Origin of the sequence: Bradyrhizobium sp. 132 (genome assembly GCF_023074185.1) — a bacterium.
Classification (GTDB): Bacteria; Pseudomonadota; Alphaproteobacteria; order Rhizobiales; family Xanthobacteraceae; genus Bradyrhizobium.
Genome location: NZ_JADPKY010000008.1, coordinates 1 through 14,499, shown reverse-complemented (window position 1 = coordinate 14,499; position 14,499 = coordinate 1). Strand labels below are relative to the sequence as shown.

The following is a 14,499-nucleotide window of genomic DNA, read 5'->3' as shown; positions in this document are numbered from 1 at the left end:
GCTCAGAACGGCGATCTCGCCAACTGGATGATCCCCGGCAAGATGGTCAAGGGCATGGGCGGCGCGATGGATCTCGTCGCCGGCGTCAAGCGCGTCGTCCTGGTGATGGAGCATTCGGCCAAGGACGGCCCGAAGCTTCTGAAGAAGTGCAACCTGCCGCTGACCGGCGAGCGCGTGGTCGACATGGTCGTCACGGATCTTGCCGTCTTCACCATCGACAAGCACGGCGACGGCGGCATGGCCCTGATCGAGCTCGCCGACGGCGTCTCGCTCGACGAGGTCAAGGCCAAGGCCGAAGCCGAATTCCGCGTCGCGCTGAAGAACACGTAAGGCTTCGAGCATGGGGCGCGCATGACGATACGGTCTGCGCGTCCCGAAGACGTCAATTTCAGTCTGCCGAGTCACTCTTTTCAAGCAGTACCGTCGTTCATGCCTTTCTAGACCTGCCGAAATTACATATCAAGAAACGGTGCGGACTCTGAGGCGCGACGTGGCCACCTTTGTTGCACTGCTCCTGAAGACCTGGAACTATTGCGCGCCTAGCGCCACACCAGTATAGCCGCCAATCGCACAGCGCCGAACTCTAATCACGACCTGCAAGCTTTGCTCTTGGGTGCTCAAACATTTTCGCGTTTATTCAATCCCGAGGGCGCGACAGATCCTCTCCTTCGAAAAGCTGGTCGGTGAGACGCCAGCGGCACGATTGGACGGAGGAGTTACGATGTCCAAGATCACTTCCGGCGGCGGCCCGGGATTTAAGCCGGCGAATGTTGGAGCCGCCGCCATCGACATTGGATCCAAAATGCATATGGCGGCGGCCGACCCTGCCTGCGCCGGCACGCCGGTGCGTGCTTTGGCACCTTCACGCAGGACCTGCATGATCTCGCGGACTGGTTTAAAGCGCGTGGCGTAACCAGCGTCGCGATGGAATCCACCGGGGTTTACTGGCTTCCAGCCTATGAGATTCTCGAGCAGCGTGAAGGTTATTCTGGTCAATGCCCGTTACTCCAAGAACGTTTGTGGGCGCAAAACGGATGTCAGCAACGCCGCATGGCTACGCCAGCTTCATTCCTATGGGTTGTTACGCGGCGGCTTTCGGCCTGGTGCCGAGATCGCAACCCTGCGCGCCTATCTGCGTCGCGATCAACGCAGCTTATGCGCTTGGGATGCAAAAAGACCGCGGGAGTCTGGAAGTCGGCAAAGTAGTCGATCTTTCAATTTGGGATATCGAGCATCCCGATTACCTGTCCTGCCTTCTGGGGGCCAATCACTGGGTAGGCGTCATAAAGCGAGGGCACCCTGTTTACGAAGCGAAGTCGCGACAGGCTTGGGTGTCGCCGCGAAAGGGTGCCGCATGAAGCGCACGGAAGCCAAGAGAAAGGCGGCCGACGGCAAGCGCCAGATCCTTGCCTGGATTGAAGAGGATCGGGATCGCATCATTAGATTCTTGGCAGACTTTATGCGGATTGCCACCCCGAATCCTCCGGGCGACACGCGGGCCGCGAGACAATTTGCCGCTAAATTTCTCGACGAGCAGGGGCTTGACTACCGCGTTGTCGATCCAGAGCCCTGAATGCCGAATATCATCGCAGCTTTCGATGGTGAGGCAGGCTCTGGTCGACATCTCGTCCTGAATGGCCATATGGACGTCTTCCCCGTCGGTGATCGCCAAGGTTGGAAGAAAGATTGCTGGGGCGGGGAAGTAGGCGAGGGCCGTATTTGGGGTCGTTATGCGTGCGACATGAAATCGGCACGACCGCCTCGATCTTCTCCTATGTCTATCTCGCGCGGCTGAGAGAGCGACTTGCCGGACGGCTTACATTGACGGTCGTTCTGATGAGGAAACCTTCGGAGAATGGGGCTCGCGTTATTTGGTCGCCAATCACCCTGAGGTGCTGGGAGATTGCTGCCTCAACGCCGAGCCGAGCAGCCCGCAATACGATCCGCTTCGGCGAGAAGGGCTTCATCTGGCTGCGCTTTCACGTGAACACATCGCCGGACACAGCGTATATCCACATCTCGGATCAAGCGCGACAAAGCTCGCGGCCCGGCTCATCGCTTCGCTCGAGAAGCTCAGAGATCTCCGGCCGGACATGCCTGTAAACGTGGGGGCGGCAATTGAGCGTGGGCGGCCCGCCATCGAGGCGGGCCTGGGTCGCGGGGCGACCGATTTTATGGCTGGGCTGACGACCAATGTCGGCCCACCAACGGGGGGTTAAATCAATATGATTCCGAACGCCTGCACCTTTGACTACGACGTTCGGCTACCCATCGGACTTGATAAGGATCGGGTCATGACAGAAATCAGCCGGATCCTGGCTGACTACCCCGAAGTCAAAGTCGAAGAGCTAAACGCAAATCCCCCAAGTTTCTGCGATCCCGATCACGAGATGGTCGGCATACTACAGCGTAACGCCGAAATGACATCCGGCGTGACGCCGCCACCGATTATAAGCCTGGCAGGCACCGATGCACGATTATGGCGATATCCCTGATGGGCGACAACCCGCATCGAAATTCATCTTGAGTCGGGCGTCTAAGATCCTTGGCAGAAATTTGAGCGCGCTCACGCTACTCCCGTTGATCAAGAACCGACCGGCCCTGCTAGCAGCCCAGATTTCGAACCGCTTTTCGGATAGATCCTTTCAGGCGTGAACCTTTAACGCTAGCTTCTGTCGCGTCTCATCAGAGCTCAACACCCGCACCCCCATCCTGTCGAGGATCTCGACCGCCCGCCGCACGAGCTCGGCGTTCGTCGCGAGTCGCCCGCGAGAGAGATAGAGATTGTCCTCCAACCCCACCCGAACGTTCGCACCGACCAACGGGGCCAACGCCGCATACGGAAGCTGCATGCGCCCAATCGAAAAGGTCGAGTAGATGGTCCGCGGCGGAAGCTGGTGCACCAATGCCATCAGGGTAGTCGGGTCGTCCGGCGCGCCGTAGCGGATTCCCATACACAACTGGATCAACGCCGGATCGTCTATTACTCCTTTCTCGATCAAATCGCGCACCAGCACCAACTGACCAGAATCAAACACCTCGAGTTCAGGACGTACACCGAGCTCCTTCACGCGTGCGGCCATCGCGCGCAGCGTCCCGGCGGTGTTGACCATGACGAAGTGGCTGTCGGAACCCCAATTCATAGATCCGCAATCCAAGGTGCAAATCTCGGGGCGCAGCTCTTCCACGTGGACTAGCCGTTCACGCGCGCCAGCCATGTCTGTGTCCTTCGAGTTCAGTGGCAGAGGAGACTCTGGTCCACCCAGCGTGAGGTCACCGCCCATTCCCGCAGTCAGATTGATTACCGGATTTACGTCCGATTCTCGAATGGCCTGAACGACTGCCCGATACAGCATCGGATCGCGCGAGCCGCGCCGCGTTTTGGGATCACGAACGTGAATGTGCACAACAGCCGCACCTGCCCGAGCCGCCTCAACTGCGGACTGCGCGATCTGTTCCGGCGTGACCGGTACATGTGGGCTACGCTCCACCGAATCTCCAGAGCCGGTGAGCGCACAGGTAATAAACACCTCAGAGTTCATCGTCTACTTCTCCTATACTGAAGCGCTGCCTATAGAAATTTCGAGTCGCGATGATTCATCTGGCGGCATTTGCCGCTTTGGTTTCCGCATATAAAAGCAGCGCAGTTTCTAAAAACCAAAAGGGATTGCATCCGATACCCTCGTGGACAGCGCCGCTCCGGCCTCCTTGAGGGCCGCGGTCATCCAAGCAATCGGCGTGCCGCTTGGGAAGTCCGCTGCCCCGGCTGGCTTAGCGCAAGAGAAGACAGCTCCGCTTCTGGAACGAATCGGCGGGCCGTTAGATTTGCGACATCGCAGTACAAAGCTGACAAGTCTCGCTCACGTTTAGGAGCCCCCGTGGATGCGGAACACTTGTGAAAGGCTGCTCGATGATAACCCGTCTAGACGAGCGCGCACTCGACGTCAGTGCATCGTCGGCATCATGTGTTTTCTGCCCGCATATGGGGATGCTCCAGTTCGAATCCGAGTTGACTCTTCTGCTGGTTGTGCTGAAGCTCATCCAAAGCCACGAAGGCTGCCGAAAAGTGGGCGGAACCGGGGTCTGGGTGGGGCCGCCGATGTTGGCCTTTGATCACGTTGCGAACCTGAGAGGCTGACGGTCACGGTAACTCGGCGGTTCCGAAGATCACTGCGCCTAGCGGAGCTTGGACCACCAGTATCGTGACGAAGATTAGGGCGACTGTCTCCGCAAAAGCGAGTTGAGGCCGGAAGAGATGCCGAGGCTCTGATCCAGAGTGCGGCACAGCAACTGCATCGAGGCGGAGGTCACCTGCGTTAGCTGATAGAAGCGCGAGCGTGGTGAAAGGCAGCTTTGCTGTCGCGCGGTCTACTGTCTGCAGTAGCTGATCACCCGCGCCGGCAAGATTGGGCTGAAGGGAGGCGCACGGCCAGGCGCGGCTCTCGGCCCAATGTTGGATCGCTATTCAGTGGTGGGAGAAGATGCTGTTTGCCGCTTTGACGAGATGTTCGCGCACCTGTAACAACCGGCTTGTGAACTCGCCCTTTTGATAGGAATTACCTCTGAGTCGACAACGGCCACAATCCTTATGCCTCCGAATAGAAGGAACGGTGTTGCTTGATCTGGCGCGCACGGCGCAAGACTGTCTTTGCGGGCCCAAAATGTCGTGCCTGGTCTGGTATCGCAAGCGTCTGAGTAATAGGCCTCCCTTAGTTGGTTTTACCCGGGATTTGGGTATTGATGCTGCGTCACGCGAGAGCACCGTAGACTCTCAAGCGATCATCGTCGGCGTCGAAGGTGACCGTCTTGACGTCCATACCTCTCGTGGCGTCAACCTGAGCGAGTTGCGGCGGTGTTCTGGCGTTGTTCGTTTATCCGACCGAGACCGCAACATCCACAATGACTCCTCGTTTTCGTTGACCGCACGGTGCTGTCTGTAAGAGCTCCAGGGACCGGTTTACGGCATTGGCGGCCGTTGTCGTAGGCCCTTACTGTCAACTCATTGCTGTTCAAAACGGTCCGACGAATGAATAAAGCGGAGCGGTCCCACGCCAAATTCGAGACCCTCGCCTGCGCAGTTGTGGCGGCACTAAGCGGCGCATCGATCCGTCCTGCAAGCCTCGGGAGCGACAGGACCGGCCGGCACGGACTACTCTTTCATGATCACCGTTTCGGTGGTGCCGTCCGAACTCGGAGGGCCGCGCCTGTCCGCATCCCGACCGCAATCCAACCGATGCAACCCCCTCCGGCGCCTCGACTACCAACCATATTCGTTTCCATCGATCGCGACAAGAAAGCCAATCTGTCGCGATGTCGCGAATTTCGAGTTCAGGGCACTAGCGTGCTTTCATCGGGAGAGTTCCGAGATGACTGCCGGCATCGATAAGCAAGAACTCACCCGTGATGTTAGAGGCGCTCGTGAGAAAGAACAACGCGGCTTCGGCCATCTGCTCGGGCGTGCCAGTCTGACGCAAGGGCGTAGTTTGCTCCTCCCTTTCCTTCATCTTCTCGTACTCGAGCTTGCCGAGCCCCTCCAGAAGCCAACGCGTCTGAATGAATCCCGGGCAGATTGTGTTGACCCTGACCGCCGGGCCGAACCAGCGCGCCAATGTTAGCGTGAGCGTGTTTAGTGCTCCCTTGGAGGCCACGTATGGAATGGAGCTGCCCGAGCCCGTCGCCCCGGCGGTCGAAGAGACGTTGACGATTGAACCGCGTTCGTTGCTCTCCTCCCACTGCTTCTTCATGGTCGGCCACACAGCGCGGCTCATCATGTAGGGGCCGGTAACATTTACCCGCAGAATACGGTCGAAATCTTCGGCCGTGACGCCCTCGACATCGCCTTGTTTTTGGAACTTTGTAGTACCAGCATTGTTTATCAAGCCGTCGATGCGTCCCCATTTTTTCAGGGTCTCGGCCGCAAGCCGCCGGCAGTCGGCATCTTGTCCCATGTCGGCCCGTACCATGATGGCTTCGACGCCGCGGGCCTCAACTTTGGCGAAGGTCTCGTCGGCTTCCTTCTTGCTCTTCGTGTAGTTGAGCGCAACGTTCCAACCGTTGCTCGCCAGATCGACCGCACAGGCCGCACCAAGCCCCGTTGCTGATCCGGTTACGATTGCTACCTTGGCCATGCTCTCTTCTCCTTGCAAGCAGACAAATTCACCTGCCCGACCGCCACGAGGCGGATGCCAAACAAAGAAGCCGCTGTTCGGCTCTGATGCGATGGAATCGACAGCTATGAGCCGGCCATCCCGTTGGCGCTCCGCTGGAGGTGCTTTGAGAACGCCTCATTACTGTAGCCAGTAGGTCGCCGCACTTTTAGCTCACCGGTCGAGCAGATACTGCAGGGTTATTGATGACGAAATTCCTCGCAAGTGTGCTAATCACATATGTTTCTCATATGCAGCAGTCCCCAAGATGGGTAGTTGACCCCGATGGCACATATCTTTTGGCAGCTTGTTGAAGAGCTGTGGCGCGTTCACAAACGAAGCTTGAACGGTCGCCGCTATTTGCGTGGGATTGGCCGACGAGCCTAACAGCGTCGGGCACAATAGCCGATCCAACCGCAAGCGGGGGCACTTCACTTCGGCCTGAGCCGCTTGCGCATACTCACCTCATCTCGATGGACGGTGAACTCGCGTCTCCCCGGAGATATTCTCCGCTGAGGTCTGCAGGTGAATCAAAGGTGCATCTCTAGTCAGGCGCGCGTGATGATTGTCAGCACGCGCTACACGGTTATGAATTCTGCTAAGTATGGAAATCTTGATGGAAAGGTGATCTTGCCCACAGATGGCCGAGCGCGGGAACTCGGCAGCAACCAGCTTTTGTGGTTGTTTTTTGCAACGTTCTCCGCCAATCTTCTAGATAGCGACCCCGCAGGAGATCCAGTTCGGCCCAGCTTGCCTGCTAAGAGTGAGCGCGGCGGACACGCTCCCTCGTATCCGAGTGTGCAACCGTTCCGAGTGGCTCGAGCTTTGAGATTCCAGAACGCACACGACGTTGTCCTCGAAGCGAAGGTCGCACGTTGAATCGTGTCGGGATGTCCGGCCAAAGTCAGTCACTTCTGATGTTGCCGCGCGCGGTGCCGGCTTGTGTTGCCGCCTGAAGACTCCAAGGGCTTTAAGGCATTGCGCCGACAGGACGCTTGCCGTCTCTTGCTTGCGGCGCGTCGCCGTCCGGAGAGGCGATCTTTCCGATCGTTGCCTTCAGGATCTGTCTGAACCGCTCGAAAGGCCGCAGCGACATTGGCCAGATGGGGACTGTTTGCCCCTTGCGACCCTCATCACCAATTTGTCACGCAAGCGCTGTCAGGTTGGCCAGCGGCATCAGCATTCAGACATTCAGACAGCTCGTAGCCTCTTTGAACTGAGCTCTTTTTGTTCAGGTAACGGCGCGCCGGATGTCATGACGGCACACCGTTTGCTCGGATGATGATAGCTTCTATCAAAGGATTCTCAGCGGTGCTGTCGCAAGGAGTCTCCGATGAGGTGCGCTGTCTCTCTTTGCGCTCGGGAAACCGACGGCCCGGTCGATGGCGCGCAGCGTGCGCAAATTGACGTGCTCCACGCAGGCATTCTGGGGAACGCGGCCAGCTTGACGCGCGTGGTGAGCCGCCTGGTGTCGCGTTCCGTGGCTTCCCGGTCGACCTGCAGGCCGATTCGATCTTCGAACCGCAAAGCTTCGAGATCAGGTGATCGGCCACGCAGAACTGCGGATTCCGACGAAGTCGCTCGGGTGTGCCGATATGAAGTCGCGGGGATTCCGAGACGATGTCGCCCACCTTTCCCATTTGATCTAGCCCGGTGACGAGGCGTTCTGGCGGTAGCTTCTCTGGCATTTGGCTAGTCGCGTTGTCAACCTGAAATCCCGGCTTGAACTTCTTCTGCTTCTGTTGCGGTTGCTGTGGGCATGGGCAACGCCTGGCGTTGTCCAAGCGAAGCGGCATGTCCACAGCGTTACGGGCTCAGGTCTTTCGGGCGGCTTGCCGAGTTCGGCGCAGGCTCTCGCCGGTGAGATTGAGCCGATGGGCATTGTGGACGAGGCGATCGAGCATGGCGTCGGCATAGGTGGGATCTCCAATGAGCAGATGCCACTGGTCCATGGGAAGCTGGCTGGTGACGATGGTGGAACGGTGACCGTAGCGATCTTCGAGGATTTCCAGGAGGTCATGACCGGCGCGGGCATCGAGCGGCTCGGGCCCCCAATCATCGAGGATCAGCAGATCGACACGGCCGAGGCCGCGCAATAGGCATGGATGGCGGCCGTCGCGCGAGCGAGAGCGAGGTCATCGAACAGCCGCGGAACACGTTGATAGAGCACGGAGCGATTGTCACGGCAGGCCTTGTGGCCGAGGGCCGAGACGAGCCAGATCGGCCCTCTTCGCCCCGGCCTCACGCTCCTTCAGCACCGCAATAATCTGCTCTTCGTGAACCGTGCTCGCTTCATCTTCCGTCCTTCTTCGGGGCGGACTCTTACTCCTTCTGGAGGAAATACACAGGGGCAGGTCAATCGGCGCAAGGCCAATGATTGTCTAGCTTCTGACAGCGACACCACTGCTGTCCAGTTAAAAACAACGACGGGTGTCTGGTGGGGGCGAGCTTTTTAGCCGAATCAATGGCTTATGCGGGTCCAGGGCACTGGCACGGCGGTTGCTATTTAAAGCCGGCGACACTGTTTCGGAGGGCGCGAGCAAAATCAGACGCAGGACAAAAGATGTTCTCTCATGCGACAATTGCGGCAAGGCTTGCATCGACGAATGGGATTCTTCGTTGAACACGTTAGCTGCATTAGTTAGGCGGGTCGCAATATCCTATTCGCTGAGCGGATCGGAAGCTGGGTTCGATACTCCCATCCCCTCCGGCACGACCACAAAGAGGGCGGGCCGATCATGTGTCCGTTCCAGCATTCGGCATTCAAGCAATGCCCGCCGGAGCCTTACCATGTAATCTGGGCAAGTTAGAGATGATCAACACCAAACCAAATCTTCAATCACTCTTCGAACCGCAAGGAATTGCGATAGTAGGCGCTTCGCCGAAACCGAGCTTCGCGAAAAGCATTCTTAACAACCTTCTGTCTTCAGGTTTCGACGGACGCATCGCTGCCGTCAACCCCAGCTATGGCAAAGTCGACGACGTGAACTGCTACAAGTGCATTTCAGATGTCCCGTTCAAGGTCGATTTAGCCGTGCTATGCGTTCGGGCTGAAAACATTCAGCCTATTCTTGAGGAATGCAAGCGGAAGTCGGTAGGCGCCGCACAGATCATTTCGAGCGGATTTGCTGAGCTCGATTCGGACGAAGGCCGCGCAAGACAGCAGCAAATTGAGAGTTGGGCAAAAGACTCGGCGACAACAATCGTTGGGCCCAACAGTCTTGGAGTCATCAATCTTCACCGGTCCATGGTTGCCATTGGAGATAGCAGGATTCCTAAGATCGTCCCGGGAGGCGTCAGTTGCGTCTTTCAGAGCGGGCAGATGTTTACAATCATGCATCCGCTAATCGGCAGAGGTATTGGGGTTGGAAAAATTGCGACGACCGGCAACGAGGCCAACGTAACGACAGCCGATGTAATCAACTTCTTTGCTGGCGATCCGCAAACAGAGGTCATTGTGAGTTATTCCGAAGGAATTAAGGATCCTAAAAATTTCGCCTTGGCGTGCACGCATGCGCGGAAACAAGGTAAGCCAATTATCATGTTACGCGTCGGTGCCCATCTCGAAGTGCGAAAGGGCATCAGCCGACATACGGCAACCCTGGCCGCGAACAGCTATGAAAGAGACATCCAGTTCCTCGAAGGACTGGGTGTAGTCACCGTCGATTCGGCGGAGGACCTGATCGAAACCGTTGTGGCTTTCACCACGTCCCTCAGACCGCAGGGTAATCGCGTTGCTTTTGCGAGTTTTTCCGGTGGTATGGGAAACATCATGGCCGACCTGATTTTATCTACAAGAGGCTTGAAGCTTGCTTCGTTCTCCGATCAACTGCGCAAACGCTTGGCAAGCGTCCTCCCGAGATTCGCGAACAGCTTCAATCCCCTGGATCTGAGTGCCCAAAGTGCATTCAATACTGACGTCCTGAGCAGTTGCATGCAGGTCCTCGGAGAGAGCGGTGAGTTTGACATCCTTCTCTGGGGAAGAGACTTGGCAGTGAGCATTGATGACGAGTCGCCGATCGGCATTGCTCTTAAAGCACTAGAGGCAGAACATCCTGAAATTGTCATTATCCCAGTTTCGCAGATGAATGGAGTGTACTGGGGTAAGGAAGTAAATGGCGTCCCGCCCACGTTCGCGGGCCGACCGTTTCTACAAGGCACTGGGCTCTCGGTCCGTGCTTTGGGCAAGGTAATCGACTGGCATGCGTTATCTTAAACCGCAATGACCATTCCGCAGAGGCTGGAAATTCTCTGCTCGTTCAAGCGTCTCGCTTGTGTTCATCGGCGACATGGCCTGGCACACCAAACAGCTCGGAAAGACGCTCCACTAGGGACCGAAGATTCGGAGGACGGTTTGGTGGAGGAACAAATGGCTGGAAAGCTATAAGCCCGGCAAGTACGGCGACGGTAATGGTCTGTATTTCATCGTCGCCGGCCCCACGTCGCGCAGCGCGGTCCTATCAATACTGGTCGATAACAAAGAGCGCTGGTGTGGGCTCGACTCCTTCGAGAGCGTTTTGCTCAGGAACACGTCGCTCGTGCGCGATGCCGCTCGCCTCCGCGCCAAAGGCGATCCCCCTGGCGTCGACATTGTCTGGAGAAGCGGACCGCCCGGGTACTGGCCCCAGGCCGCGGCGGCTCCGTCGGCTCCGACCTTCAAGTAGTGTGACAAACCTATTTGGGCGAAACGTGCAATCGCTGGAGCACGAGGCGCGCGATTAATGACCTTCCTCGGTTAAGGCGGTTACCCAGGGCACCCGGACCTCAATTGTCGCGCGCCATGGAAAACTGCCCCCTCATATTGCCTCAGATGACAATGTTACCGAAGCGCACCCTGGTGTCTTTCTGGATCGGCTGCCGCGAGTCGGAGCAAGCCGCTCGCGAAGCGCGCCCTCCAGAGCGCCGTAGCGAGCGAGCGGCTTGCGGTGCTTCGGCGAAAGAACCTGTCAGGATTAAATACGAAGGCGCGAAGCTTGGACCGATAGTGTGATCTCTGTGCTGCTGATCGAGCGGCCTTTGATCCCCAATTCTTCACCAATCGCTGCACCGTGCGCCGCTGATGGCCGCTGACGCTCGGACATTCGCGGCGGCTAAATGTGCGTGCGTTCCGGGCTGAGAAGCAAGAGCATTGGTTCGCCGGGCTCGAGGGCGCGTTCACGACCTTCGGCGGCGTGCTGGAGGAAGTGCTGATGGACAATCCACGCGCGCTGGTGGTGCGCCACGACGCAGTGAGCCGGTCGGTCCAATTTAACGACAAGCTCATCGCGTTCGCGAAGCATTGGGGCTTCCGTCCTCGCGCCTGCGCGCCGTATCGGGCGCGCACGAAGGGCAAGACGGAGAATGGCGTCGGTTACGTAAAGAAGAACGCGATTGCGGGGCATTCCTTCGCGAGCTGGGAGGCATTCGAGGCGCATCTGGCCGGATGGGAGCGTGAGGTGGCGAACGTTCGTATCCACGGCACGACCGGCGAGGCGCCGATTGCTCGGTTTGCGCGTGACGAGGCACACCGGTTGAAGCCGCTTAGCGGGCAACCGTCGTTCGGATCGTTGCGTGAACTGACCCGCGTCGTCGGCCATGATTGCGCCGTCGAGATCGACACGAACAGCTACTCAGTGCCGTGGCGCCTGATTGGCGAGCGCGTGGCGGTAACGATCGCGGCCGGGGAAGTGCGGATCCGCCATGGATCGCATCAGGTTGCGATCCACAAGCAATCGGATGGAGGCCGGCGGCGGATCATCGACACCGCCCATCTCGATGGTGTTGCTGGTCGCAATGGCGCGGTCCGCCGGGCTGAGATCGGGGCGACGGTGCTGGCGCCGTCCTCACCGCCGTCGTTGTTGCGCCCTCTTGCCGAATACGAAGCCGTGGTCGGAGGAAGCTTCTGATGGCGCGGGCAAAGAAGATAATGGAAGCAACGACCGATCCGCTCGATGCCATGCTGGCGCGACTGCAGCTCTCTGGTATCCGCGATCAGCTCGATAGCCTGCTCGACGAGGCGGCGCGCGAACCTGTCGGCGCGTGAGACGCTGATCCTGCTGTGCGAGCGCGAGATCGCACAAGGACCATCGCCGCATAGAGATGGCGCTGAAGCTCGCACACTTCCCGACGGTGAAGGAGCTTGCTGGCTTCGACTTCGAGGCGCAGCCGCCAATCGACCCAAAGCAGATCCGTGATCTTGCCGCATCACGTTGGATAGCCAACGGAGAGAACGTGCTGCTGCTCGGCCCGTGCGAGCCCGCTTCATAATGCTCACCTGTCCATGTCGTTAGAGTTCCAGCACTTTTTGCAGCGGATCGCCGGACGGCGGACGCCGCAGACGCCGGGCGGTCGCAGCGCTCTTCACATCGGCACGTTCCAGATCGGCCGCCTTGATGATCCACGGCGCGCCCTTACAGAGCTGACTCGCCGCGAGTTGGCCATCCTTGATCAGACGGCGCACCGTCGACGGGCTGACGGACAGGACTGCAGCGGCCTCGTCGAGCGTGACCTCGCCGCGCTCCCGTCGCTCGCCCTCCCGATAGGTCGCAATCGCATTGTGACTTCGTAGGCTGCACACGCGTGACTGTGTCCAGCCGTTGCCGCGCCCTGTCGTCTTGCCGGCGCGATTGAGCACCGAAGCGATCGCCTTGTCCGGCATCTGCCGCGCCAGTACACGGACCAAATCGATAGTCTCGCCCGCCGCACTCCAGCGATGTTGCCCCGAGCGGTTCTTCCTGACCTTGAGCGCGGAGTGGTCGCCGCCGTGCCAACGTATCACGAGATTGAGCGCGTTGTCCTCGACGTGGACGATGATCTCATCAATCAGTGTTCGCACGATCCGCTTCCTGGCCTCCGGCGTCACACCCGGCCTGGTCCAGGCCAGCTGTAGATCGGCGCCGAGCGTCATCAGCCGCTCGCGATAGGCCGGCGTCAGTTCTGTCGCGGGTGAGGCTGTCAGCCCTTCCAGCTCGGTCTCCAGATCGCGGACGATGGCCAGCCGCTCGTTCCATCGCTTCTCCAACTCGGCGGCAACGAGGCGGTTGTCGGGATCGACGGCATCATATTGACGCCGCGCATGGCCGACCTCGTAGCGGGCCTGCTCGAGCGCCAGTTCCAAGTGCCGCCGCTTGTCCTCGCTGGCACGGCTGCGCACCGCTTGCGCCGCGAGTGCGGCTTCGATTCCGAGCGGTTGCAGGCGCTCGATCACCTCGATGCCGACCTCGCGATCGATTCGCATGCCGCCGAATGAGATGCAGCGATCGCCACCGTGATTGATGAAGCCACCCTGGCAGTGATAACGGCCGGTGTTGCCGTCCTTGCCGGAGTAGGCGACATGCAGCTTGCGCCCGCAATGGCCGCAGCGCAGAAGGCCGGCCAGCAGCGCCTCGCCACGGCGCAATGCGCCGCGGCTCATTGGGTTCTTGCCATTGGCGTTGTCCGCGATCAGGCTGAGGTTCCTTTCGTAATCCGCCCAGCTCAGATAACCCTCGTGGTGACTCGGGATCAATACCTCCCAGTCGTCGCGCTCCTTCTTGAAGCCGCGAACGACCTTCTTGCGGCCGGCCTCGATGCTGACGCGGCTGCCCGTACGTCCGAATGCATAGGCACCGGCGTAGATCGGGTTGGTCAGGATGTGCAAGAGCGTGTTGTAGACTGGCAGCTTCCACTCAATCCGTCGGCCTTCCGTGCCGTAGGCGACGGCCGGCAACGGGATGCGCTCGTGCCTGAGCCACAGGTGCACCTGACGCACTGACTGCATCTCGGTAAACTTCGCGAAGACAAGTGTGATGGCTTCCGCAATGCGCCGATCCGGATCCTTCGCGATGCTGTTGTTGCCGATCCGCACGTACCCGATGGCAACCGTCATGAACAGTTCGCCGCGGCGTGCCTTCTGCTTCAAGGCTTCCAGCGAGCGCTGTCGTAGGACTGATAGCTCCATCTCGCTCATAGTACCCTTCATGCCGAGCAGCAGGCGGTCGTTGGGATGACGCGGATCGTAGACTCCGTCCTCGTCGGCAATCAGCGTACCCACGAGACCGCAGAACTCCAGCAATGTGTGCCAGTCACGGCCGTTACGAGCCAGGCGCGACGCCTCGATCGAGACAACGGCGCCGACACGCCCGTCGCAGATGGCAGCCAGCAGCTTCTCGAAGCCGGGCCGCGCAACGCCACCGCCAGAGCGGCCAAGATCGTCATCGATGATGGCGACATCGCTCCAGCCGAGCTGCCGCGCCCGATCGGCAAGTCCATATTGACGGCGCTTGCTTTCCAGATTGCTGGCGACCTGATCAGCCGTCGACTGACGGATGTAGACGACGGCCTGACGGGCGAGGTGCTCAGGCGCGATCTTGCTCATCAGCGACCTCCCTTGCCT

7 protein-coding genes and 4 pseudogenes are annotated in these 14,499 nt (G+C 59.1%); 6 read left to right on the top strand and 5 right to left on the bottom strand.

Annotated features, from left to right (window positions below; translation table 11 throughout):
• Positions 1-330 (top strand): CoA-transferase (locus IVA74_RS00575; RefSeq protein WP_276578146.1); only part of this gene is annotated, 330 nt, incomplete at its 5' end.
• A 472-nt stretch (positions 331-802) separates the two neighbouring features.
• Positions 803-1,057 (top strand): annotated as a pseudogene (locus IVA74_RS00570) (transposase); the annotation flags it as partial.
• Between the two features lie 246 nt (positions 1,058-1,303).
• On the opposite strand, the gene IVA74_RS00560 reads toward IVA74_RS00570, so the two are convergent.
• Complete coding sequence (locus IVA74_RS00560; protein ID WP_247338791.1) at positions 1,304-1,642, bottom strand: hypothetical protein; 339 nt, start codon at positions 1,640-1,642, stop codon at positions 1,304-1,306.
• A gap of 652 nt (positions 1,643-2,294) precedes the next feature.
• Here IVA74_RS00560 and IVA74_RS00555 point away from each other — a divergent pair.
• Positions 2,295-2,495 (top strand): hypothetical protein, encoded by a 201-nt coding sequence (locus IVA74_RS00555; RefSeq protein ID WP_247338787.1) that lies wholly within the window; start codon positions 2,295-2,297, stop codon positions 2,493-2,495.
• Between the two features lie 150 nt (positions 2,496-2,645).
• Here the strand turns inward: IVA74_RS00555 and IVA74_RS00550 are convergent, their stop codons facing one another.
• The 3 genes and pseudogenes from IVA74_RS00550 to IVA74_RS00535 form a co-directional block, all read right to left on the bottom strand.
• Positions 2,646-3,542 (bottom strand): 3-keto-5-aminohexanoate cleavage protein, encoded by an 897-nt coding sequence (locus tag IVA74_RS00550; RefSeq protein WP_247338786.1) that lies wholly within the window; start codon positions 3,540-3,542, stop codon positions 2,646-2,648.
• A gap of 1,794 nt (positions 3,543-5,336) precedes the next feature.
• A complete protein-coding gene (locus IVA74_RS00545; RefSeq protein WP_247338784.1) occupies positions 5,337-6,128 on the bottom strand; it encodes an SDR family oxidoreductase in 792 nt (263 codons plus the stop codon).
• Between the two features lie 1,832 nt (positions 6,129-7,960).
• Positions 7,961-8,364 (bottom strand): annotated as a pseudogene (locus tag IVA74_RS00535) (ATP-binding protein); the annotation flags it as partial.
• A gap of 594 nt (positions 8,365-8,958) precedes the next feature.
• On the opposite strand from IVA74_RS00535, the gene IVA74_RS00530 reads away from it, so the two are divergent.
• From IVA74_RS00530 to IVA74_RS00520, 3 genes and pseudogenes are all read left to right on the top strand, one after another.
• On the top strand, positions 8,959-10,362 hold the full coding sequence (locus IVA74_RS00530; RefSeq protein ID WP_247338782.1) for a CoA-binding protein: 1,404 nt from the start codon (positions 8,959-8,961) through the stop codon (positions 10,360-10,362).
• Between the two features lie 853 nt (positions 10,363-11,215).
• Positions 11,216-12,031, top strand: a pseudogene (locus IVA74_RS00525) (IS21 family transposase); the annotation flags it as partial.
• Positions 12,031-12,374: pseudogene (locus IVA74_RS00520) on the top strand (ATP-binding protein); the annotation flags it as partial. The pseudogenes IVA74_RS00525 and IVA74_RS00520, both read left to right, overlap by 1 nt.
• A 37-nt stretch (positions 12,375-12,411) precedes the next feature.
• Here IVA74_RS00520 and IVA74_RS00515 read toward each other — a convergent pair.
• Positions 12,412-14,481 (bottom strand): recombinase family protein, encoded by a 2,070-nt coding sequence (locus IVA74_RS00515; protein WP_247338780.1) that lies wholly within the window; start codon positions 14,479-14,481, stop codon positions 12,412-12,414.
• Between the last annotated feature and the right edge of the window lie 18 nt (positions 14,482-14,499).

Bases quoted from the DNA above. Each gene is read 5' to 3' on its own strand.
- IVA74_RS00555 (WP_247338787.1), top strand. From the start codon at position 2,295: ATGACAGAAATCAGCCGGATCCTGGCTGACTACCCCGAAGTCAAAGTC.
- IVA74_RS00550 (WP_247338786.1), bottom strand. From the start codon at position 3,542: ATGAACTCTGAGGTGTTTATTACCTGTGCGCTCACCGGCTCTGGAGAT.
- IVA74_RS00560 (WP_247338791.1), bottom strand. From the start codon at position 1,642: ATGGCCATTCAGGACGAGATGTCGACCAGAGCCTGCCTCACCATCGAA.
- IVA74_RS00515 (WP_247338780.1), bottom strand. From the start codon at position 14,481: ATGAGCAAGATCGCGCCTGAGCACCTCGCCCGTCAGGCCGTCGTCTAC.
- IVA74_RS00530 (WP_247338782.1), top strand. From the start codon at position 8,959: ATGATCAACACCAAACCAAATCTTCAATCACTCTTCGAACCGCAAGGA.
- IVA74_RS00545 (WP_247338784.1), bottom strand. From the start codon at position 6,128: ATGGCCAAGGTAGCAATCGTAACCGGATCAGCAACGGGGCTTGGTGCG.